The organism is Sphingobacterium haloxyli (assembly GCF_002980525.1).
Lineage (GTDB): Bacteria > Bacteroidota > Bacteroidia > Sphingobacteriales > Sphingobacteriaceae > Sphingobacterium > Sphingobacterium haloxyli.
The window spans coordinates 45,026-65,604 of record NZ_PVBQ01000005.1 but is presented as its reverse complement, the minus strand read 5'-3'; the positions used below and the strand labels follow the sequence as shown (position 1 = coordinate 65,604).

Annotated in this window: 24 protein-coding genes; 21 read left to right on the top strand and 3 right to left on the bottom strand. The window is 43.9% G+C overall.

Features of this window, described 5'->3' with window-relative positions; translation table 11 throughout:
* The first annotated feature begins 9 nt into the window (after positions 1–9).
* From C5745_RS07600 to C5745_RS07585, 4 genes are all read left to right on the top strand, one after another.
* A complete protein-coding gene (locus C5745_RS07600; protein WP_105716398.1) occupies positions 10–3,198 on the top strand; it encodes an error-prone DNA polymerase in 3,189 nt (1,062 codons plus the stop codon).
* Between the two features lie 92 nt (positions 3,199–3,290).
* The gene (locus C5745_RS07595) at positions 3,291–3,833 is read left to right on the top strand and encodes a TlpA family protein disulfide reductase (RefSeq protein ID WP_105716397.1); all 543 of its coding nucleotides are present in this window, start codon (positions 3,291–3,293) and stop codon (positions 3,831–3,833) included.
* Positions 3,834–4,080: 247 nt separating this feature from the next.
* Positions 4,081–4,989, top strand: coding sequence for an NAD(P)/FAD-dependent oxidoreductase (locus tag C5745_RS07590; RefSeq protein ID WP_105716396.1), 909 nt, complete (start codon positions 4,081–4,083; stop codon positions 4,987–4,989).
* Positions 4,990–5,124: 135 nt separating this feature from the next.
* Positions 5,125–5,442, top strand: a complete 318-nt coding sequence (locus C5745_RS07585; protein ID WP_449448536.1) for an NmrA family NAD(P)-binding protein — start codon at positions 5,125–5,127, stop codon at positions 5,440–5,442.
* Between the two features lie 25 nt (positions 5,443–5,467).
* Here the strand turns inward: C5745_RS07585 and C5745_RS07580 are convergent, their stop codons facing one another.
* Positions 5,468–6,514 (bottom strand): LVIVD repeat-containing protein, encoded by a 1,047-nt coding sequence (locus C5745_RS07580; RefSeq protein WP_207795747.1) that lies wholly within the window; start codon positions 6,512–6,514, stop codon positions 5,468–5,470.
* Between the two features lie 429 nt (positions 6,515–6,943).
* Here C5745_RS07580 and C5745_RS07575 point away from each other — a divergent pair, with 429 nt between their 5' ends.
* The 3 genes from C5745_RS07575 to C5745_RS07565 all read left to right on the top strand — a co-directional run bounded on the left by C5745_RS07575 (position 6,944) and on the right by C5745_RS07565 (position 8,586).
* A complete protein-coding gene (locus tag C5745_RS07575) occupies positions 6,944–7,264 on the top strand; it encodes a MerR family transcriptional regulator (RefSeq protein ID WP_105716393.1) in 321 nt (106 codons plus the stop codon).
* Positions 7,265–7,364: 100 nt separating this feature from the next.
* Entirely contained in the window at positions 7,365–7,805 is a 441-nt protein-coding gene (locus tag C5745_RS07570) for a GNAT family N-acetyltransferase (protein WP_207795746.1), read from the top strand.
* A 76-nt stretch (positions 7,806–7,881) separates the two neighbouring features.
* On the top strand, positions 7,882–8,586 hold the full coding sequence (locus C5745_RS07565) for a MarR family winged helix-turn-helix transcriptional regulator (protein ID WP_105716392.1): 705 nt from the start codon (positions 7,882–7,884) through the stop codon (positions 8,584–8,586).
* 39 nt (positions 8,587–8,625) lie between these two features.
* On the opposite strand, the gene C5745_RS07560 is transcribed toward C5745_RS07565, so the two are convergent.
* Entirely contained in the window at positions 8,626–8,910 is a 285-nt protein-coding gene (locus C5745_RS07560) for a hypothetical protein (protein ID WP_105716622.1), read from the bottom strand.
* A gap of 311 nt (positions 8,911–9,221) precedes the next feature.
* Here C5745_RS07560 and C5745_RS07555 point away from each other — a divergent pair, with 311 nt between their 5' ends.
* The 8 genes from C5745_RS07555 (at position 9,222) to C5745_RS07525 (ending at position 14,399) form a co-directional block, all read left to right on the top strand.
* Positions 9,222–9,782: an SgcJ/EcaC family oxidoreductase gene (locus tag C5745_RS07555; protein WP_105716391.1), complete on the top strand. Its 561-nt coding sequence runs from the start codon at positions 9,222–9,224 to the stop codon at positions 9,780–9,782.
* A gap of 14 nt (positions 9,783–9,796) precedes the next feature.
* The gene (locus C5745_RS07550) at positions 9,797–10,777 is read left to right on the top strand and encodes a hypothetical protein (protein WP_133166316.1); all 981 of its coding nucleotides are present in this window, start codon (positions 9,797–9,799) and stop codon (positions 10,775–10,777) included.
* A gap of 305 nt (positions 10,778–11,082) precedes the next feature.
* Positions 11,083–11,817, top strand: a complete 735-nt coding sequence (locus C5745_RS07545; RefSeq protein ID WP_105716389.1) for a helix-turn-helix domain-containing protein — start codon at positions 11,083–11,085, stop codon at positions 11,815–11,817.
* 69 nt (positions 11,818–11,886) lie between these two features.
* Positions 11,887–12,246 (top strand): VOC family protein, encoded by a 360-nt coding sequence (locus tag C5745_RS07540; RefSeq protein WP_105716388.1) that lies wholly within the window; start codon positions 11,887–11,889, stop codon positions 12,244–12,246.
* Positions 12,247–12,254: 8 nt separating this feature from the next.
* Positions 12,255–12,680, top strand: coding sequence for an SRPBCC family protein (locus C5745_RS07535; protein ID WP_105716387.1), 426 nt, complete (start codon positions 12,255–12,257; stop codon positions 12,678–12,680).
* Between the two features lie 133 nt (positions 12,681–12,813).
* Positions 12,814–13,119 (top strand): VOC family protein, encoded by a 306-nt coding sequence (locus C5745_RS07530; protein WP_105716386.1) that lies wholly within the window; start codon positions 12,814–12,816, stop codon positions 13,117–13,119.
* Positions 13,106–13,276: a hypothetical protein gene (locus tag C5745_RS20195; RefSeq protein ID WP_165793045.1), complete on the top strand. Its 171-nt coding sequence runs from the start codon at positions 13,106–13,108 to the stop codon at positions 13,274–13,276. Before C5745_RS07530 ends, C5745_RS20195 begins: the two co-directional genes overlap by 14 nt.
* 112 nt (positions 13,277–13,388) lie before the next feature.
* Positions 13,389–14,399, top strand: coding sequence for an NAD(P)-dependent alcohol dehydrogenase (locus C5745_RS07525; RefSeq protein WP_105716385.1), 1,011 nt, complete (start codon positions 13,389–13,391; stop codon positions 14,397–14,399).
* A gap of 143 nt (positions 14,400–14,542) precedes the next feature.
* Here the strand turns inward: C5745_RS07525 and C5745_RS07520 are convergent, their stop codons facing one another.
* Entirely contained in the window at positions 14,543–15,094 is a 552-nt protein-coding gene (locus C5745_RS07520; protein ID WP_105716384.1) for a putative glycolipid-binding domain-containing protein, read from the bottom strand.
* Between the two features lie 405 nt (positions 15,095–15,499).
* Between C5745_RS07520 and C5745_RS07515 the strand changes: the two genes are divergently transcribed.
* The 6 genes from C5745_RS07515 (at position 15,500) to C5745_RS07490 (ending at position 20,453) form a co-directional block, all read left to right on the top strand.
* Complete coding sequence (locus tag C5745_RS07515; protein WP_105716383.1) at positions 15,500–15,853, top strand: type II toxin-antitoxin system RelE/ParE family toxin; 354 nt, start codon at positions 15,500–15,502, stop codon at positions 15,851–15,853.
* Positions 15,822–16,133 carry a helix-turn-helix domain-containing protein gene (locus C5745_RS07510; protein ID WP_243403279.1) on the top strand — a complete coding sequence of 104 codons (312 nt, stop codon included), beginning with the start codon at positions 15,822–15,824 and terminating at the stop codon, positions 16,131–16,133. The genes C5745_RS07515 and C5745_RS07510 overlap by 32 nt, the downstream gene beginning before the upstream one ends.
* Before the next feature lie 294 nt (positions 16,134–16,427).
* Positions 16,428–17,714 (top strand): TlpA family protein disulfide reductase, encoded by a 1,287-nt coding sequence (locus tag C5745_RS07505; protein WP_105716381.1) that lies wholly within the window; start codon positions 16,428–16,430, stop codon positions 17,712–17,714.
* 409 nt (positions 17,715–18,123) lie between these two features.
* Positions 18,124–18,600, top strand: a complete 477-nt coding sequence (locus C5745_RS07500; protein WP_105716380.1) for a hypothetical protein — start codon at positions 18,124–18,126, stop codon at positions 18,598–18,600.
* Positions 18,584–19,168, top strand: coding sequence for an RNA polymerase sigma factor (locus tag C5745_RS07495; protein WP_105716379.1), 585 nt, complete (start codon positions 18,584–18,586; stop codon positions 19,166–19,168). The genes C5745_RS07500 and C5745_RS07495 overlap by 17 nt, the downstream gene beginning before the upstream one ends.
* A 124-nt stretch (positions 19,169–19,292) precedes the next feature.
* Positions 19,293–20,453: a FecR family protein gene (locus tag C5745_RS07490; protein WP_105716378.1), complete on the top strand. Its 1,161-nt coding sequence runs from the start codon at positions 19,293–19,295 to the stop codon at positions 20,451–20,453.
* Positions 20,454–20,579: the final 126 nt, after the last annotated feature.

Here is a 20,579-nt window from a genome sequence, read left to right as displayed (position 1 = left end):
AATATGCAAATGGAATACGCAGAACTACAGATAACGACTAATTTTTCGTTCCTGCGGGGCGGTTCGCACCCCGAAGAGATCGTGGACGCCGCGGTTGCGCTCGGTTATAAAGCCATCGCCGTGACCGACCGCAATACACTTGCAGGCATCGTGCGAGCCCATGTTGCCGCGCGCGGAAAGCCCATCCGTTTTATCCCCGCCTGCCGGCTCGACCTGCAGGACGGGCCGAGCCTGTTGGCATACCCTACCGACAGGGACGCGTACAGCCGGCTTTCCTCTCTGCTTTCCAAGGGTAACCTCCGGGCAGAAAAAGGGGATTGCCATCTCTATAGGGCCGATGTGTACGAGCACGCTGACGGTATCCGCTTTGTCGCTATTCCGCCGGACGTGCTAGACGACAACTTTGCGTTCGACCAGGATTTTACCGCTGCACTGGAAGAATACCGCGGAGCGTTTGGCGATAACCTCTATCTGGGTGCGTTCTTCCTGTACAGTGGCGACGACCAGAAGAAGCTGTACCGGCTCGCGCAGCTCGGCGACCGCCTGGATATCCCACTTGTCGCACTGAACGATGTACATTATCACGATGCCGAGCGCCGCCAGCTGCAGGATGTGCTGACCTGCATCCGCGAGAAATGCACCATCCATACCGCCGGGTTCCGGCTACATGCCAATGCCGAACACTATCTCAAACCTGTCGAGGAGATGAATCGTCTGTTCCGGCAATATCCCGAAGCCATTGCCAATGCCCTGGCCTTGGCAGACGCCTGCCGTTTCTCGCTGGACGAACTGGAGTATATCTATCCCGAGGAGATCGTCAGCGAAGGCCGGGCACCGATGGAGGAACTGGAGTATCTGACCTGGAAAGGCGCCCGTGAATGCTTCGGTGATCCCCTGCCCGAGAAGATGCGCGCCACGCTATTGATGGAGCTGGACTTCATCAGCAGAAAAAACTATGCTTCGTATTTCCTTACTGTCTATGATCTGGTACGTTTTGCCCGGGAGCGGAATATTCTCTGCCAAGGGCGCGGATCGGCGGCCAATTCGGCCGTCTGCTATTGTCTGGGCATTACAGCGGTAAACCCGTCCAAGTTCAACCTTTTGTTTGCGCGGTTTATGAGCGACGCCCGTGACGAACCGCCCGATATCGATGTGGATTTTGAGCACGAGCGGCGCGAGGAGGTCATGCAGTACGTATACAGCAAATACGGCCGTCACCGGGCGGGTATCGTAGCTACGGTCACACAGGTGCACTGGAAAGGTGCCGTCCGCGATGTGGGCAAGGCGATGGGGCTTTCCCTCGATGCGGTGGACAGGCTGGCCAAGACGGGCTATGAGTTTACCGAAGATTGGTTTTCGGGGAGATCGGCACCGACTTCGGAAGGTTTCGACGCCAGTGATTCGCTATTGCGGAAAGTCCTGGAGCTGACCAAGGAATATATCGGGTTTCCCCGCCAGCTAGGGCAACATACAGGTGGTTTCGTGATCACGCAAAACAGGCTGTCCGACCTATGTCCCATCATGAACGCCCGTATGGAAGACCGTACGAATATCGAGTGGAACAAGGATGACATCGAAGCGCTGGGCTTTCTGAAGGTCGATGTACTTGCCCTGGGCATGCTGACCTGCATCCGCAAATGCTTCGATCTGGCCAAGGAACATTACGGACTGGATCTTACGCTGGTCAATATTCCGCAGGATGACCCGGAGGTTTATGCGATGATCAGCCATGCCGATACCATCGGCGTCTTCCAGATTGAAAGCCGGGCGCAGATGTCTATGCTGCCTCGTCTTCGGCCGAATATATTCTATGATCTGGTCATCGAGGTGGCTATTGTGCGTCCGGGGCCGATACAGGGGGATATGGTACACCCTTATCTGCGCAGGCGCAACAAGGAGGAACCAGAGGAATATCCGTCGGAGGAACTAAGAGAGATTTTGGGCCGAACCTTGGGTGTGCCACTGTTCCAAGAGCAGGCTATGGAGATTGCCATCGTTGCGGCCGGCTTTACACCGGCGCAAGCAGACGGACTGCGACGCAGTATGGCCACGTTTAAGGCAAAAGGAAAGGTGTCGGAATATGAGCGCATGCTGGTGGAAGGGATGATGAAGAAGGGATATCAGGAAGAATTTGCCCGTCGGGTGTTTCGCCAGCTGGAAGGGTTCGGTAGCTACGGCTTTCCTGAAAGCCATGCCGTCAGCTTTGCACTGTTGGTGTATATCTCTTCGTGGGTTAAATGCTATTACCCCGATATCTTTGCCACCGCGCTGCTGAACAGCCAGCCCATGGGCTTCTACTCGCCGGCACAACTGGTGATCGACGCCCGCAAGCATGGGGTGGAGGTCAGGCCGGTGGACGTTAACCATTCGCATTGGGACAACACGATGGAGGAACCATCCGGCGCTTACCGTGCCGTAAGGCTGGGCTTCCGGCAGGTAAAGGGACTGAACGAGGAAACCCTTGAAAAGCTTGTAGAGTGCAGGACGCAACCCTACCGTACCATCAATGAGCTACTGGATTGCGGAGTCCCTTTGTCGGCTCTGGAACGGCTGGCGGATGCAGATGCTTTCCGTTCGATGGGACTGGACAGGCGACAGGCGCTTTGGGAGGTATCCGCACTTGCCGACCATCCTACGGGCCTGTTCGAAGGACGGCCGTCGGACAGCAGCCAGGAGGGTAGGGTAGAGCTGCCGGCCGTATCTGATAAAGAACATGTCTTTCAGGATTACGGTTCGACCGGGCTTTCACTGAAAGCGCACCCGGTGAGTTTTGCACGGGAGCAGCTGGATGCGCTGCATATCACGCCCTGTGGTAAACTGGGTGGGTTAAAGGATGGCTCGCTGGTCAAGGTATGCGGACTGATCACCGTGCGTCAGCGGCCGGGTACGGCCAAAGGAGTACTGTTTGTCACCATTGAAGATGAAACAGGTTATGCCAATCTGGTGATATGGGGCAAGACCTTCCAAGTATTCCGCAAGGTGATCCTGCAATCCAAGATGTTGATGGTGATGGGTAAGCTGCAGATCGAGGGCGAGGTGATCCACGTCATTGCGGAGTCCTGTCATAATATGAACAGGATGTTGCGAATCGATCTGGACGTGCGCGATATCGGCTCGGTGCATAAGCCAGCCAGAGCAGATGAGAAGGACGGCGGCGGAGCGCAGGGAGATCTGTTTAAATCGCGGGATTTTAGGTGATGACTAAAAGTATCTGCTGATACGGCATTAAGTACCGTCATCAGCTATAGAGCAATACAGAAACAAAAACTAGAATAGTATGTTTTAAAATTATGAATATAAAATTTGGGATATTGTTTTCCATGCTATTTATCACCATTGGCGGTGTCGTCAATGCCACGGATACGGAAAACAGTATATTGCGGTTTAAAAGTCTTTTGACAGAGCAGGATTCTACTGGCAATCCCCCGATATTCTTTAAAGATGGTAAGGGAGAGGTTGTCTCCGTAAATGATTTAAAAGGAAAGGTTGTGTTTATAAATTTTTGGGCACCTTGGTGCCCGCCCTGTATTGAAGAGATGCCTGGATTAAATTCCCTAAAAAATAAGTTTAACGGAAATGAAAAAATTGTCTTTCTGATGGTGGATGTAGATAATAACCGTGAAAAAGCACAAGCATTTATGGACGAACACGATTTACAGCTTCCTGTTTATACACCTCACGGTGAAATTCCGTCGTTATATTTAAGCCGCGGTATTCCAACGACGATTATCCTCGATAAAAAGGGGGAGATCGTATCGCGCATAGAAGGTGGTCGTGACTATACACAACCTCGCTTTGAGAAAGCGTTGAAAGAGCTGATAAATGAGGATTAATTTAACTACTAAGCCTAATTTGTCAACTTCTCTTAGAAGTGCGCCAAACGCGTATCCAAAATGGCTGCACAAAATATTAAAAGCAACGTCATTGCATTAAAGATTTTATTCTTATTTTTGAATCAAAATGAGATAACTATGAGCATTCCAATTTTGAAGATTGGAAAATATGCATTGAAAAGAAATGTGAGATTCCACAATTTCCCAGAAATTTTTACAACATAGCACGCTCACAAAGAAAAATAACATGGAAGGAAATACACATTTTGACGTCATCATCATTGGTGGCAGCTACGCGGGGCTCTCTGCTGCAATGGCGCTGGGCCGTTCATTACGCAAAGTCCTGGTCATAGACAGTGGATTGCCCTGTAACCGCTTCACCCCGCATTCACACAACTTTATTACACACGATGGGGCAATACCAGCAGAGATTACCAAGAAAGCCAAATTGCAGGTGCTGGCATATCCTACCGTAAGGTTCTGCGAGGGCCGTGCCGTCAGCGCCTCTGTGCGAGCTGACGGTTATAGTGTCCTTATAGAAGGAGGGACGTTATATACAGGACACAAATTGGTACTGGCCGCCGGTGTGCGGGATATCCTTCCCGATATCGACGGGTTTGCCGAAAGCTGGGGAAAGACGGTTATACACTGTCCCTATTGTCATGGTTATGAATTCCGAGGTAAAAAAACGGGTATTATTGCAGGTGGAGAGCGAGCTTTCCATATCGCTTCGCTGGTCAATAACCTGACCGGCGACTTAACCCTCCTCACCAACGGGAATGAAGATTTTTCGGAGGCACAGATTACGAAGTTGCAAGAACATAATATCAGCATTGAGCGGGAGAAAGTGGTCACTATTTTACAGAAAAGCGGCGAGGTCAAGGGTGTTGTCCTTTCCGACGCCCGTTTTCTGCCTTTTGAAGCATTATATGCCGCCCCTTCTTTTGAGCAGCATTCGGATATCTATAGGGATTTAGGCTGTGAACTGACCGAATCTGGGCATATCAAAGTCGATCAATTCCAGCAGACCACGGTAAATGGTGTGTTTGCTTGTGGCGATTGCTCCGGGATGCTGCGCTCGGTTGCACACGCGGTCGCAACAGGTAATATAGCCGGAGCTATGGTCAACCACCAGCTAGTACAGGAACATTTTTAATCGAAGTTACAATTATTATTTTACACTTATTGTAATTGCAGGTTTATTGCTTTAATATGCTTGAGCGGATGTTGGAAGTGACGCGAAAAGCTTATTGGACACTAGATGAAAATACACTGAAAAGTTTGATGTCGAATAATATTTCAAAACTATAAAGAATTCAACGGCAAAACTGTTGATTTTGGAGGCGAACTTTATACACCTAAAGAAGTTTTACGACTATTGGAGGAGAAGTTGAACCGACCTATCGATTTCGTACAGGTGCCTATAGAAGCACTTTACCAACAAAGTGAAACATTTGCTAAGTTGGTAGAAATGATCGATAAAGAAGGTTATGATCCCATTGATTACAAATTTATATCCTCTTGGATACCGAAGCTGACAGGGTTTGAACAGTGGTTGCACGAAATAGGAATCAAAAAAATAAAAGAACTATATTCTATAGGCAATTAATCGTAAAATATTACGTTGAAACTTGTCATTCCATCTTGAGGATATAAATTCCCTGATTCTTATCGGTGATGTAGATATAACCACGACGGTCCACCAGCACATCTTCGGTTTGCACCACCAATTCGTCTTCCGGCATACTGCCATAGCGTTTGGTTGGTGCGGGTGGTACGAAATGTCCGACTTCTTTTGGTACATATTTGTCAGCGACGTCATAGACACGAAGCCCCGCGTTGAACCAGGTCATATAAAACAAATCACCCTGTGGCTGCACATCCGGGTTGTGTATCAAATGATTAAAATTATGGGGGCCAGACCAACCTTTTTCCTGCCGGTAGCTTGTTCCTTCCGGCGTAAGCGGCTGGGGGAAAAGCGATAGCAATTTGGGATCTTCTATATCACGTATGTCCACGATAGATGCGTGGCTAAGGGGCCCCTGCCCATATGACACGTCTTCTGAATTGACGAAGGCTATCCCTTGGTCTGTAATAGGCAGTGCACCATGCACGCCAAAGCGATTATGGAATGGCGGACTGAAATCCAGTCGGGATACTTGGCGTGGCTTAGTGATATCGCTGATATCGAGCACGATCATCCCTGCAGCGCCATATGGCAGAAACGCCAGAGAGTCCACTACATAGGGCGGGCCGTGCAGTGACACTTCGTGGTCACTGCCACAAAACATGTGATGGGGATGATGCGAAGTTGTCGCACTTGTGTCGCGGCCGTTATGCATCAGTTGATGCCTTACTTGGCGGGTTGTAACGTAATGATACTCTTCTTCTGATTCATGCTGGCCCGGCACCCACCAGCGGGATACTTCCACCGGTTTGGCCGGATCGCTAATATCGACGATGACGTAAATATTCCCCATGTATCCCGGCATTCCGGCAGCGAGGTGCATGTAGTTGCCACCGTTATAAAAATTCCTATGTGTACCCGATCCTCCAGTGGTATAGTGCCCGAGTCTCTCAGGATTTAATGGATCGGAAATATCCCATAAATACACGCCTTCGGTAAAGGGTTTATCGTTTCCGCCGAAAATGGGAAATATACGTTCGAGAGAAGTAACCATGATATTGCCATGTAACTCCATTTGAAGCGTCCAAGTATTCGGCGGGCCGGGTATGAACTTAACCACCTTCGGATTTGCCGGGTCAGTAACATCCGTCACCGACCAGCCGGAATCCCAGAAGTGCCCTGTAAATAAGTACCATCTTCCCTTGTGTTCCTTAATCGACATCTTAAATGCCGGCCTGCCGTCCATGTCGCAATAGCCCACTGGAACAACCCCCTTTGCCAGGTAGCCTTCGGGAATAGTTTGTCCAGCGGTATAGAAACAAACAGTAGTCAAAAGCACAAGAGATAGAAAATACCCGATCCTTTCTAAAATACGTGGCTTCATTTTTATGTCAGTTTTTTTCATTAATTGCCTATTATTTACAATTTCAAAGAAAGAACTTTTTTTTTATGTTTGCAACATTGATTGTAAATAATCTACAATATGAGTAAGAAAATAACAGAAGACCTGTCGTTCGACTTTGATTTCTTGGATAAGCTTGTGGTCGGCATCGGCGAAGTGTCACAGATAACAAGTATTCCCACCCGCCAAATCCGTTATTGGGAGGATAAAGGAATTATTAGCAGTCTGACTGAAGAAGAAGGCAAAAATAGGCGATACAACTATAAGAACATCAAGAAAATGCTGCTGATCAAGGAACTGCTGGATGAAGGGTACACCCTTGATGCAGCGGCAGAAAAGATCAAGAAAAGAATGGAACTCATTGAAGAAACTCTACGAAAATTAAGTGCCAGAAAAGCTTAGTTTGATAACAACTGTGAATTATGAGGAACAACTACTCACTTTAAAAAAATATGGCTATTTGATTGGCAGTACAGTAATTTGTGCGATAAAAAACAGACTTATGGAGATAAAAAAGCTATCTAAAGAGGACATCAGCCTTTTTGAGAAATTAATAAAACTCTTCGAAGACGTTTTCGAGATGAAGAGTTTTAATATGCCTAATGTTGAACACCTACACTTTTTACTAGCGAAAGAAGAATTTCATGCTTTTGTAGCTTTGGACGATTCTTGCGTAATCGGAGGCCTGACTGCTTATACGCTAAATCAGTATTATTCGACAAAGCCATTAGCATATATTTTTGATTTGGCCGTTTTAAGAACGCACCAAAGACAAGGGTTGGGCAAAGAGCTGATACAGCAGACAAAAGTCTATTTCAAGCAGCAGGGTTTCGAAGAGGTGTTCGTTCAAGCCGACAACGCAGATGAATATGCGGTCGATTTCTATCGCAAGACGTATCCAGCGCAAGAAGAAAATGTATTTCACTTTTCTTATTTTCTCTAATCACGTTCTACCACTATCTGCAAATTGTTAGGCTATGTCTTTTTGCTATCTTTTCGCTACATTTGTGTAAAAAACAATGAAACCAATCGTTGAATTGATTACCGAGTGGGATGCGTATACTAGTTCGCGTGACAAGGTGACCGTAGAAGAATTCTGCAATTACTACCTGGCGAAAAAAAACGTTGGAGAGAAGGGAAGCGTGTTTGCAGGAATGGCTCCGCCCGATTTAGACACTGTACTTGCCAAATTGATTGGTCGGATTGCGTCAATGTATTCGACCTATTGTAAAATGGCCCTGCAAGAAAAACCCGAAATGGAACTCGATAGCTTTTATTTCCTCAATGCTATCTACCATAAAATCGAATCGCAAAAAAAAGACATCATTCAATTCCATTTTGTGGAACAGTCCACAGGTATGGATATATTAAAGCGACTACTTTCTTCAGGTTATATCACTGAACGAGAGGATCCATCCGACAAACGAGCGAAATTAGTAAGCGTCACGTCAAAAGGAGAAAAAACGTTGCATGAGCTTTATCAATTGCTTTTCAAGCCAACACTACTGATGTTTAGTTCTATTCCAGAAGAAGAGAAAAAACTGTTGGTCGATATACTTACTCCCCTTGAAATAAAACACGGAGACATTCTTTCCACAAGCAGAAATCGAACCTTAAATGAAATTCTGGAAAATGAAATTGGGGAGAAGGCTCTTAGAGAAATTCACGCTGACTTAGAGAAACGAATCAGCCAATTCGGAAAAACCAAATCTGATCATAATTAAACTTTGTCAAGAGCTTCAATAATAGTTAGATAAATGGAATCAACGTCTTTGTCTCCAATAAGACTGATTTTTCCTAGTCATAGCTTTTAAGCCCAGCGTTTCGAACATTTTCTTATCCTGTTTTAAACCTGGATTTGGTGTTACCAACAAAGTTTCGCTTTCACTTGTGAAGATGGAATTAGCTCCTGCCATGAAACACCAGGCCTGCTCTTCCTCATTCATTTCAGCTCTGCCTGCACATTCCGCAGCATATTTTAAAATCATGGTAGTTACTGTTTCGCAACGTTCACTTGCGGATATTTTTCTCGCACCTGAATTCTCCATAAATGAAAGGGTGTTTAAAAATCGGGCATGATGTTCATCATTGCTTATAATCATTTCAAGTAGTTGTTGAAGTGCCATATTATTTTTGTTCAAAAGTAGTGCCTTGCCGGATCATCAATGTGGTCCAGTTTTAAGGTTATTGATAGTCCGGATTAATGACATTTAAAAGTTTAATATAACTCAATCGCAATCGACAAGCTGCACCCGCTACTCGTGCAATTGATCCCAACGAAAACAAATAATGTCGAAAACAATATTATTTATAACGAATTCGTTTTATATTTGTCTAGTTAAATAATATCAATAAAGTCATGAAAAAATATATTACATTTAAAGTCAGTTTCATTATCCTTTTGACAATCAATATGTTAATTATTGTCGCAGACTACATTTATGTCACCCCTCCCATAACTATTCGCACACAGGCTTTGCCGGGGGGAAAGGATCAAGACATCGTGGCAATAAAGGCTCTTGAAAAACTATCTGCGGAGGGCTGGGCTGAGGGAGACGGTGAAAAGATGGCTTCGGTATATACTGATAGAGCCGATTACGTCACGTTCAATGGCGAATGGCTCCAGTCCCGATATGAGATCGATTCGCTTCATCAAGAATTGTACGATGGAGTACTGGAAGGGTCGTCGATTGAGAACAGGATGATACAAAGCATCCGTTTCCTGACCGATAGTGTTGCGATTGTCCATATTACTGGAGCAGTTAAACATAAAGGCAGCAAAAAGCCTGCAAAAAGTAGGGATTCTATACAGACGTTAGTTGCATGGAAAACGGGCGGACAATGGAAGTTCACGGCTTTCCACAATGCCCGGATAAGCAGGGTTTCATTATGGGAAGGCATCAAGATGTCTTTTAATTGATAATTATACTTACTATGCTAACAGAACGTCACAGTACTTCATTCGCCGTACTACTAAGTGCGATGATTGTCACATCTTCATGTGGACCCGATATCGACCCGATACCCAATAGAATAGAATTCAGTGAGAAGCTAAGCGACTATGACCTTTTTACTGACATGCGGAATCTGGAACCCGCGTCTGATGTAACCATTTATGAACTTTCATCGCCGTTATTTACCGATTATGCATCAAAACAGCGACTGATCAAACTGCCCAAAGGGACGGCAATGACGGCTCCAGATGGTAAGTTACCTGAATTCCCTGAAGGTACAATACTCGCCAAGACCTTCTATTATGATAGACCCGATGCTCCGCAGGGAAAACACATCATCGAAACCCGACTACTGATCAAGGATGAAGGCAACTGGAATGCGGCGACCTACCGTTGGAATGAATTAAAACAAGAGGCACACCTCCTAAAGGATGGAGCACGGGTAAATGCATCGTATAGGAGTTCCAACGGCGTAGAGAAGACTGTCGGGTATCTGATCCCGACCGAAGCAGAATGTAGTAGCTGCCATCGCACCAATAGCAGGATTGTCCCACTTGGCCCTGAATTACGCAACCTCAATATTGGGGTTTCCAAACGGGGAAGGATTGTCAACCAAATCAACTATTTTATTGATATTGGTATACTCAATCCTGTGGATAATCAGGCGTTGGGTGTTCTACCCAACTGGGCCGACAACAGGTTTACTATCGATGAGCGTGCAAGAGCTTACATGCATGTCAACTGCTCGCATTGCCATAACAGTGGGGGATGGGCTGACGATTTCACGAGTTTGGATCTAACATATGACACCCCGTTTGATGAAACACGCATTGGAAGTAGGAAAAAGCGGATTGCGGAACGCATTATGCTCACAGGCGATGGCAAAATGCCCAGGCTTGGCACTACGGTGTTACACACCGAGGGAATACAGCTAATTAGGGACTATATTGAGGGATTATAATGAACCCTGGTTGGGCGTACCGCTGTTTCAGGATGCTGGAGCATCCCCATCCTTTTAACTCCGACTTGTAAGTCTGCCCGATCGGAAGATATTCTTCTCCAATAAAGATCTGGTCCCTTTCTAGGCGATCGATATGTCCCATATTCACGGCCTCTCCACAATATATCGGCACAACAATAGCTGTAATATAGCAATTAATTTGGCTAAATTTGGTGAGAAAGGGTGGCAAAGGAAGGCGATTGACAAATTAATAATTTCAGGCAAAAGCGAATGTCAATATAACACGGCCTAATAAAAATATAATTATGATTTACAAAGAGGTTAAACCACATCCAAGTCTAGCAGATTACATCGATGCCTATTGGGTTACTGAGGGGGTGGAGAAACAATGTGTTAAAGATATAATATTACCGGATAATTGTGTTGATTTGATTTTTAATTTAGGAGAAAAGTACGAAACATACAACGGGGCTTTAGCAATGTATCCAGAGAAAACCTATCTCGTTGGGACAATGACCACATTTAAGGAGAGCGTTATGTATGCATCGAATAAACTTATTGGAGTTCGTTTTAAGCCTTCAGCCTTTTCCTCGTTTTACAACTTTGCACCTTTAAATGAAGTTAAAGATAAAACTATTGAATTTGAGCAGTCTTTATCACCCGACATTCACCAGATAGAAAAGCACTCTTTCGCCTATCTCGATGAATTTTTCTTAAAAGGGCTGACAAAGGAAAAGCACAATCTATTTAAGGTAGTAAGAGACATTGAAATAACCAATGGTCTAATTAGTATAGACATATTGGCAAAACAAAATAGCACGACAATAAGGCAACTAGAACGGAACTTCAAAAAGTACGTCGGAATTAGTCCAAAAGTGTTTGCTAATATTGTTAGGTTTAAAACCGCCCTTTCTAAAATAAAGCACAATCGAAATCAACTAAGTTTATTGGGTATTGCTCACGAATGTGGGTATTATGATCACGCCCATTTAAGCAATGAGATAAAAAGATATGCAGGCGTTGTTCCCTCAAAATTTTGATTTTGTCGTTTTTTTCCAAAGTTCCAATTATAATAATCATTTACTTTTGTAAAAACAGAATAAGATATTATGGCTGAAATTAATTCGCAAAAACTAAAACACGAGCAGATACAATACATTGAATTTCTATCAAAGGATATTGTTCAAGCGAAGAATTTTTACACCAAATGTTTTGGTTGGAAGTTTACAGATTATGGAACAGAATACACTGCATTTGCTGGAGACTATGTAGATGGTGGATTTACTTATGGGGAACCAACCAACGGAACTATTTTAGTCGTTCTCTATTCAGAAGATATTGAAACGACTAAAAGTAAAGTAATAAGTGCAGGAGGCACTATTGTTAAAGACATTTTCAGTTTCCCCGGAGGAAAACGTTTTCAATTCACAGATTTAGACGGCTACGAACTCGCTGTTTGGACAGAATAAATAGCGATATGGACAAACATAGTATTACGAGTTACTCTGTAAAACATATAAGTATTTCTATAAATAAGCCTGCCGATGAGGTGTATCGCTATGCCTCAAACCCTGAAAATTGGCCTGCGTGGACAGATTTTATTCAATCTATAGTTAAAGAAAACAGCACTTGGTTTGCTGTATCCGACTTAGGAAGAATTAAGGTAGAATTTGTTCCCGACAATAATTTCGGAATTATAGACCATTGGGTTACTCTTACAGATGGCACAACTGTATACAATCCGATGAGGGTAATCGAAAATGGTCAAGGGAGCGAATTTGTTTTTACCTTGTTTAGGATGCCCTATATGACGGAAGAAGCATTTGAACAGGATGCAACGGCTGTAATGAACGATTTAAAAACGTTAAAAAAAATACTTGAAAAGAATAGTAGAACGACTTAAGACAATTCACAACATAACAGTTAAACTGTAAAACAGTTGTTGGAATAATAGCTTTTAATAGCACGGAATCGATCATATTATATGCAGGTTTAATCTAGGGTGTCAACTACTACTTTAATAACAAATTAAAAGAATGAATAAATCAAATTCAACAATCCCCGAGGGCTATACAACAATTACTCCTTGGATAATTTCGCCGTCATCAGTGAAACTGATTGAATTTATGATCGCTGCATTTGATGCGGTAGAAATAGTGGACAATAGAGCATACAATGCCGACGGCTCCATTGGGCATATGGAAGCGCGTATCGGTACCGCCATCGTCATGCTCTTTGATTCAAAATCGCACTGGTTTGCAACGCGTGCTTTTCTCAGAATTTTTGTCGACGATAGTCAAGCGATTTACGACAAGGCTATGAAAGCAGGTGCAGGGCACTAACCGTCTGCAACTCGGCACCCGTAACGGTACCGCGGCACTAGTCATCAACGGAACAGACGGCAGGCCGCGTGTCAAGTTAGAGGTAAATGGCCGGAATGAAGTATCTTTTTCCGCGCTGGATGAGAACGGCAATACGATAAAGCAGCTGTTGGAGTAATTGTTTCTAAAAGTGATATGATGAATACATTTAGTATGACCCGGATATTCAGCAGGTTTTCTTTTGAAGGCAATAATGGTATTGTATCTTTGAATAAGGATAACATTACAAGATGAAAGCAGCTGTACGTGCCAGATATGGATCACCCGAGACACTAGTCGTCACAGAAATTAAGGGGCAGAAACCTAAAAAAGGCGAATTGCTTGTCAAGGTATATGCGACTACCGTAAACCGGACAGATTGTGCCGTGCTTACGGGGAAGCCCTTTGTCATGCGTTTTTTTACTGGACTCTTCCGGCCCCGCCTCTCCGTGCCGGGAACCGATTTTGCCGGACTGGTGGAAGCCGTCGGCGACGGGGTGGAGGGCCTCAAGAAAGGCGACCGGGTATGGGGATTTGATGACAACGGATTGGCCTCCCAAGCCCAGTACATGACCATATTTTCGCAAAAGGCGGTCATGCGGATCCCTGACGGGGTTTCATATCAACAGGCGGCTGCCAGTGCGGAAGCGGCTCATTATGCTTACAACTTTATAAAAAAGGTTGCCCTGAAGCCCGGACAAAAAGTGCTCCTGAATGGCGCGACGGGAGGTATCGGCTCGGCTCTCCTGCAGCTTCTGAAATATTATGGTGTGGAAGTCACGGCCGTTTGCCCTACAGCGCACGTCCCGATGATAAGATCGCTCGGAGCAGACCGGGTTATTGATTACATGAAGACAGATTTTACGCAGGATACTGTACGTTATGATTTTGTCTTCGATGCCGTTGGAAAAAGTACCTTTTTCAAGTGCAAGCGTATTTTGCAAAAGAAAGGCCTATATCTTTCCTCGGAATTAGGGCCTTATTCTCAAAATGTTTTCCTTGCTTTGCTAGCGCCGATATCCGGAGGCAAGCGCGTAAAATTTCCCATCCCCCTAGACATCAAAGCAAGTATGGCCTTCATTGCCAAACTCAGCGAGGAGGGAAAGTTCAACCCCTTGATAGATCGCAGCTATCCGCTTGATCGCATAGCAGAGGCTTACACCTATGTGGCGAGTGGACAGAAAATCGGAAACGTTATCCTTCTTTTACATGACGAGGATTCTACTCCTACGGATTTGGTTTCTGCAAGTTGCGGAATTTAATATACTGTCCGGAAATCTTTTTAAAGATTTTTATGGAGTGAAAAGAAGGATGGATACTTATGAAATTGATAACGATAGAGCTTTCTATAAAATATACTATGAGGCTTCCCAAAGAAACTAGAATACTTTTAGTTATAATTGAATTAATGCACTCTTTCAAACAGTTCGGGGTAACTAACTATTAAGCCTGATTTATCAACGGTTATTATTGCTTCGAAATCGTTCGGTACGTTCTCGTATTTATATTTTTCTGCACTCAGCCGCGAATATTTCTGCTCGCGCGCTGTTATTTTTTGTCCAAGTATGTCAATATAAATAACATCGATATGCGCTTGTTGGCCGTCTTTTAATTTTAACCGGTTAATCGGAAACGAGTTAGACAAGGGAGTTAAAGAAATATCAATATCTACACAGGCAGACATGTTGTTTATAACTGATCCGTTTACATTCCAATGATCATCGGTTTTCCGTCCTTCGACTTGAAATGGAGAATTGTTTATTTTCGCATTGATGCTGAAATGCTGTACTTCCCAATTGCGATTTGTCTCGATAAAATAAGCTATGCTGTAAATCTTATTATCCAGATGCCCCACTATCGTCGAGTCGATCATCACTGCCTTTTCATCAAGTCGGATAGTGCAATGTTCTAAAGAGTTGTAATATTTCCCCTGCCAAAGGATGTTGGTGTCTTGCATTTTAATAACCTAAGTTTATTCCAGAAAGATACGACTATTATTCAAAAATCTGAAACTGATACCCGTGGACAGAAACTCTGTACGGACGTGTCCAAGATCCCGCTCTAGCTATTTTTCATCGATTCTAGTCGATACTATATTGGGATAATGAAAAATGACCAGTTCCATTTGGTCAGGTGGATGAATAGAAGCCGAGCAGCATAACGTCGTAAAGACGTTACAGCGCAGGACGACTTAGTGGACAACGGCTTTACGCCGCCGCAAATATTCCGCACCAGCGTGTACGTGTACAGCGGAACGGTAGACAGCCGTTTTTTGAATTATCGGCAGAGAGAAGACGAATATTGCAAAATAATCTTTCCCGAAAACTTGTCTAAACGTAACTTTTAAATTACCTTTGCCTTTGTGAAAGTAAGAGAGGTCATAGCTTTTAAAAACTATTTCGAGGATTTCCTTTTGGGGCAACCAAAGAAAGTTCAAGATAAGATTTTTAAAATCATCGAAGCTATTGAAACTCTTGAACGGGTTCCGTCAAACTATTTAAAACATCTGACGGGAACAGATGGATTATATGAGGCAAGGATTCAACTTGGCTCAAATATCTGGAGGGTGTTCTGCTTTTTCGACGGAGAAAAATTAGTTGTTTTGATGAATGGATTTCAGAAAAAAACTCAAAAAACACCTAAAAACGAAATTGAGAAGGCGTTGAAAATAATGGCTGAATATTATGAGCAAAAGAACAAAGGCAATGGAAACTAAAAGCTGGAAAGACATAAAGGACAACGTTTACGGAACAGTGGGAACTGAAAGGCGTGATGAACTTGAAAGGGATTTTGAATCTTTTAAGATCGGACTGCTTCTTAAAAAAGCCCGTGAAGAAAAACAATTGACGCAATCCGAACTTGCCGAATTGGTCGATAAAAAACGAGAATACATTTCAAGGGTAGAAAACAATGGAAGTAATTTAACTTTAAAAACGTTGTTCGACATTGTTGAAAAAGGCTTGGGAGGGAAAGTAAAAATATCGATTGAAGTCTGACCTATCCATGAAGTCTGTAAAATCTGAGATCATAACATCATTGTACAGGAAGTAGAGATAGTCTATGCCTTTGACAAATAAATTATTTTTTCTAGCATGCGGAACGTGACGCGTCGGTAAAAGCATACAGAATTTCCAAAGCTTTGGATCTACCTGTACAGGTTATTAAGGATGGTCAGATTATAGAAAAATCGGCCGATGGGTCTGTAAAGTCTACCAAAACAATACAGCGGGTGAAATGTAAAATGATATTATACCGTTATAAGCTGTTAATACTAACTTGAACCTTTGAAAATGAAGAAGATAGTCCTGTTACTTTATGCCATTTTTAACATAACACTGCTATTTTCTCAAGAGAAAACTATTATCGAATTACAAAAAGTTGACGGCTATGGTCCTCACGGAAAGACCTCGTTCGGCATAAGTGAAAAACGAGATAGTAAACGAAAAGAATTATATCCCTCTGCTAAAAATATTCCCGAAAACTGGAACGATGTTCGAGAATACTACTATGAATTAAATCCAAAGCAGTTAATCTACCAATCCGTACATCGATTGGATACGATGAGCGCAAGTCTAGCCAAGCTACTAGAAACGGAAGATATTGACCTAAAAGACTCGGTGAATTACGCAGACGAACCTCTGGCTTGCGGGATTAATGTTGTGATAGGGAGAGATAGTCTGGGAATGCATTATATAATTGATAGAAATCAGAATAACGATTTTGGCGATGATGTGGTGAGGCCTGTTGTTGGAAGAAATACTTCACCCTCGGTATCAAATAATCCAGACTATGTTTTTTATCAATACTGGTACGGCGGCAAGGTTCATAACGACACCCTGGTTATTTCCGTATCAGAGATTAATAACGACGTCTTTTTTTCGTTCCCGCAATTTTATTTATCAACTTTAAACTACCAAAACAATACATATTATATCTGTAAGAATATCGGCAACAGAGGAGCTTTCGTTGTGCCTGCTATACCGTATTTTTCGGCGTTACCTCGAGAGAAGAGAGTTTTAGAAGGACAATATTTTAATTTGGGTGAGGACACGTTCAAACTATCCCGCATTTTGTATGACGGGAAATTTATAGAGGTCGAAGGCGCTGTTATTTTGACTGATACCATCAAGACCGTAAAAGAGAATCGAAATGTTCATCAAGCATCCGATCAAGCAGGATTTTTAGCTCCTGCATTATCCGGACGAGATGTATTAAACGGAGACATGTGGACGTTGGATAGTGTGGATAAGGACAAACTGATTTTTATTTACTTTTGGAGTACGACATGTGCCCCGTGTTTACAAGATTTACCAAATCTAACACGCATTGCGAACAAATATAAGGATAAGGTAGAATTTGTAGGAATCTGCGATGTACGAACCGATCTCAACGCGGTGTTGAATAAGCATAACATAAATTGGACGATGATTAAACTTCAAGATGCTGAAACGGAAGTAAGCAAATACAATATATACAAATACCCATCATCATATCTGCTAAACAGCGAACGGGTCATTCAGCGGGTAGATATGAGATCAGCGCAATTAGAGGAGTTTATAATAGAGAATATTCTTTAAATATTGGTTGGTAGGCGAAAATGGAAGCAAATACTAAAACTATTCACATTTCAAAGAAAGAAAAAATGCATTGGTAACTACTGTTCTGACTTTTACTCCTCAGCAGATATTTACGTCAACAACTACTTACCAATGCTGAAGACTAATTCATAATTTTAATGTGGATGATAATTTCGTATTGGATTCAATAATGTTCTGTGTTAAAGTTGTAAACATGGAAATTAAGGCGTACAGTAAAATTGAATACTCTGGCCAGTACACTAGTTTGCATACTGAAGTGGTTGGAATTTTTCCTTCTGTATATCAGAACATTACGTGTTTATTTTAAGAGAGTCCCGTATACACGTAATACAAATCATCTTTTGAACCTTTATACAAATAGCGAACCAAAGAAGAAGTTGCCCCTAAGATGAACTATAGCGAAGCATCGGAAATATATCATAAGTATAAAGCGGGAACGACTACTCCTGAAGAGAGGGCGTTGCTTGAACAGGCATACATTCTTCTTGCCGAAACACAGGAATTGCCGCTATTTGAAAAAAAGCAAGTCAAAACTGCTATATGGAACAGGATAGCCCCTAAGAAACCAGGCGAGTATTCCCGCTGGCTTCCTTATGCAGCAGCCGCACTTGTCTTTGCGGTAGCGGGTGCATACCTGCTTTACGTCGGCGGGGTAACCGACCGGTCCGCCGAAATCGTAAATGATATCGGGCCAGGCAGCAACCGGGCAACCCTTATGCTGGCCGACGGCCGCATGATTCCGCTACGTGAAGATAAATCGGGCATTACCATTGGCAATTCGCTGTTGTCAAGCGAACATAAACCGCCCATAGAGTTTTCGCTACACTTGTTACATCTTTTTAATAGAAATGACGTATTACGGTAGATACACCGATCATAAGCTCCTATCCCTGTTGAAATCAGGAGATGAGCGGGCATTCGCCGAAATCTACCGGCGCTATTGGGAAGTGCTGTTCTGTCATGCCTTGAGGATACTGCAGGATGACGACCTTGCAAAAGATGCGCTTCAGGATGTATTTGCCACACTTTGGGACAAATATGCCACAATAGACGACCGTGGTAAGTTGTCGGCATTTCTGTACCGCTCCGTACGCAACAGAGTTTTCGATTTGCTCGACCATAGCAAGGTGAAAGATGCGTACCTGTCCATGGTAACCAAGGTAGCCGACATAGGAGTTTGGAGTGTCGATGCACATATTAGGGAGAGAGAACTGGCAGGGGCGATTGAACGGGAAGTTGCCGATATGCCCGAAGGCATGCGCAGGGTATTCGAGCTGAGCCGCCTGGACGGTCTGAGCTATCGTGAAATCGCCTCAGAGCTCCAGATCAGCGAAAATACTGTAAAAGTGCAGGTTAGCCGGGCTTTACGACTGCTCCGTAAGGTTTTCAATCTGCTGATCAGTGCACTAGTTTGCATACTGACCGTTAGTTAGAGTTTTTCCTACTGGATTTCAGTACATTACGTGTGTATTTTAAGAGATTACCATAAACGCGTAATACAAATTACCTTTTGAACCTTTATACAAATAGCGAACCAAAGAAGAAGCTGCCAGTAAGATGAACTATAACAAAGCATCGGAAATATATCGTAAGTATAAAGCGGGAACGGCTACTCCTGAAGAGAGGGCGTTGCTTGAACAGGCATACATTCTTCTTGCCGAAACACAGGAATTGCCGCTATTTGAAAAAGAGCAAGTCAAAACTGCTATATGGAACAGGATAGCCCCTAAGAAACCAGGCTGGTTTTCCCGCTGGCTTCCTTATGCAGCAGCCGCACTTGTCTTTGCGGTAGTGGGTGCATACCTGCTGTACGGCGGCGGGATAACCGACCGGTCCGCCGAAATCGTAAATGATATCGGGCCAGGCAGCAACCGGGCAACCCTTATGCTGGCCGACGGCCGCATGATTCCGCTACGTGAAGATAAATCGGGCATTATCATGGGCGATTCACTGGTCTATGAGGATGGTTCTCTGCTCGGTGTTATACCCGGTGATACCGAAACATCAACCGTACAACTGAAGCTATCCACGCCGCGCGGCGGCCAATATCATGTTACACTGCCTGATGGCACAAGGGTCTGGCTCAATTCCTCATCCACATTGGAATATCCAAACAAGTTCACCGGTGACGAACGCGCCGTCCTTTTAGATGGAGAGGCCTATTTCTCGGTAACAAAGCCAGAAAATGGGAAAGACGGAAGAAAGCAAGAATGGCCATTCAGAGTTTTGTCCAACGGACAGACGGTCGAAGTGCGAGGTACTGAATTCAACGTCTCGGCCTACAGCGACGATCCGGAAACAAAGACAACCCTGGTGGTAGGGACAGTGCAGGTGTCGTTCCAGGAAAGGAAGAAGGGATTCCAGGAGACAACGGTACTCAAACCCAATCAGCAGTCCGTTCTACACAAAGACGGTGTTTACGTTAAAACTGTTGGGGTAACCCAATACATAGGCTGGAAGGATGGGCTTTTTGTATTCAACGATACGGACATCCGAACAGCCCTAAAGCAATTAGGTAGATGGTATGACGTGGATGTGGAATATGACGGGAACCCGCCCAAAACCCACTTTTACGGAACAATCGGTCGGGATGAAACCCTTGCTACCGTGCTGAACATATTAAAGCGGAGTGGGCTGCGGTTCAGAATCGAACGGGGCGGAAGCGTGAATAAATTGATTGTACAACCGGGAGCGATTGATCATGATGATCAATTATAGCGAATAAAAACGAATTTTTTAACCAATTAAAAACAAGTAGACTATGATATCACCATAACAACAGAACAAACCCAGCACTAGCGCGCGACCAATAAAAAAACCGGATAGCGCTGACAACACTATCCG

What these genes read in the sequence shown, in the direction of transcription:
- C5745_RS07600 (WP_105716398.1), top strand. Translation starts at nt 10, where the DNA reads ATGGAATACGCAGAACTACAGATAACGACTAATTTTTCGTTCCTGCGG.
- C5745_RS07595 (WP_105716397.1), top strand. Translation starts at nt 3,291, where the DNA reads ATGAATATAAAATTTGGGATATTGTTTTCCATGCTATTTATCACCATT.
- C5745_RS07590 (WP_105716396.1), top strand. Translation starts at nt 4,081, where the DNA reads ATGGAAGGAAATACACATTTTGACGTCATCATCATTGGTGGCAGCTAC.
- C5745_RS07580 (WP_207795747.1), bottom strand. Translation starts at nt 6,514, where the DNA reads ATGGTTACTTCTCTCGAACGTATATTTCCCATTTTCGGCGGAAACGAT.
- C5745_RS07575 (WP_105716393.1), top strand. Translation starts at nt 6,944, where the DNA reads ATGAGTAAGAAAATAACAGAAGACCTGTCGTTCGACTTTGATTTCTTG.
- C5745_RS07570 (WP_207795746.1), top strand. Translation starts at nt 7,365, where the DNA reads ATGGAGATAAAAAAGCTATCTAAAGAGGACATCAGCCTTTTTGAGAAA.
- C5745_RS07565 (WP_105716392.1), top strand. Translation starts at nt 7,882, where the DNA reads ATGAAACCAATCGTTGAATTGATTACCGAGTGGGATGCGTATACTAGT.
- C5745_RS07560 (WP_105716622.1), bottom strand. Translation starts at nt 8,910, where the DNA reads ATGGAGAATTCAGGTGCGAGAAAAATATCCGCAAGTGAACGTTGCGAA.
- C5745_RS07555 (WP_105716391.1), top strand. Translation starts at nt 9,222, where the DNA reads ATGAAAAAATATATTACATTTAAAGTCAGTTTCATTATCCTTTTGACA.
- C5745_RS07550 (WP_133166316.1), top strand. Translation starts at nt 9,797, where the DNA reads ATGCTAACAGAACGTCACAGTACTTCATTCGCCGTACTACTAAGTGCG.
- C5745_RS07545 (WP_105716389.1), top strand. Translation starts at nt 11,083, where the DNA reads ATGATTTACAAAGAGGTTAAACCACATCCAAGTCTAGCAGATTACATC.
- C5745_RS07540 (WP_105716388.1), top strand. Translation starts at nt 11,887, where the DNA reads ATGGCTGAAATTAATTCGCAAAAACTAAAACACGAGCAGATACAATAC.
- C5745_RS07535 (WP_105716387.1), top strand. Translation starts at nt 12,255, where the DNA reads ATGGACAAACATAGTATTACGAGTTACTCTGTAAAACATATAAGTATT.
- C5745_RS07530 (WP_105716386.1), top strand. Translation starts at nt 12,814, where the DNA reads ATGAATAAATCAAATTCAACAATCCCCGAGGGCTATACAACAATTACT.
- C5745_RS07525 (WP_105716385.1), top strand. Translation starts at nt 13,389, where the DNA reads ATGAAAGCAGCTGTACGTGCCAGATATGGATCACCCGAGACACTAGTC.
- C5745_RS07520 (WP_105716384.1), bottom strand. Translation starts at nt 15,094, where the DNA reads ATGCAAGACACCAACATCCTTTGGCAGGGGAAATATTACAACTCTTTA.
- C5745_RS07510 (WP_243403279.1), top strand. Translation starts at nt 15,822, where the DNA reads ATGAGCAAAAGAACAAAGGCAATGGAAACTAAAAGCTGGAAAGACATA.
- C5745_RS07505 (WP_105716381.1), top strand. Translation starts at nt 16,428, where the DNA reads ATGAAGAAGATAGTCCTGTTACTTTATGCCATTTTTAACATAACACTG.
- C5745_RS07500 (WP_105716380.1), top strand. Translation starts at nt 18,124, where the DNA reads ATGAACTATAGCGAAGCATCGGAAATATATCATAAGTATAAAGCGGGA.
- C5745_RS07495 (WP_105716379.1), top strand. Translation starts at nt 18,584, where the DNA reads ATGACGTATTACGGTAGATACACCGATCATAAGCTCCTATCCCTGTTG.
- C5745_RS07490 (WP_105716378.1), top strand. Translation starts at nt 19,293, where the DNA reads ATGAACTATAACAAAGCATCGGAAATATATCGTAAGTATAAAGCGGGA.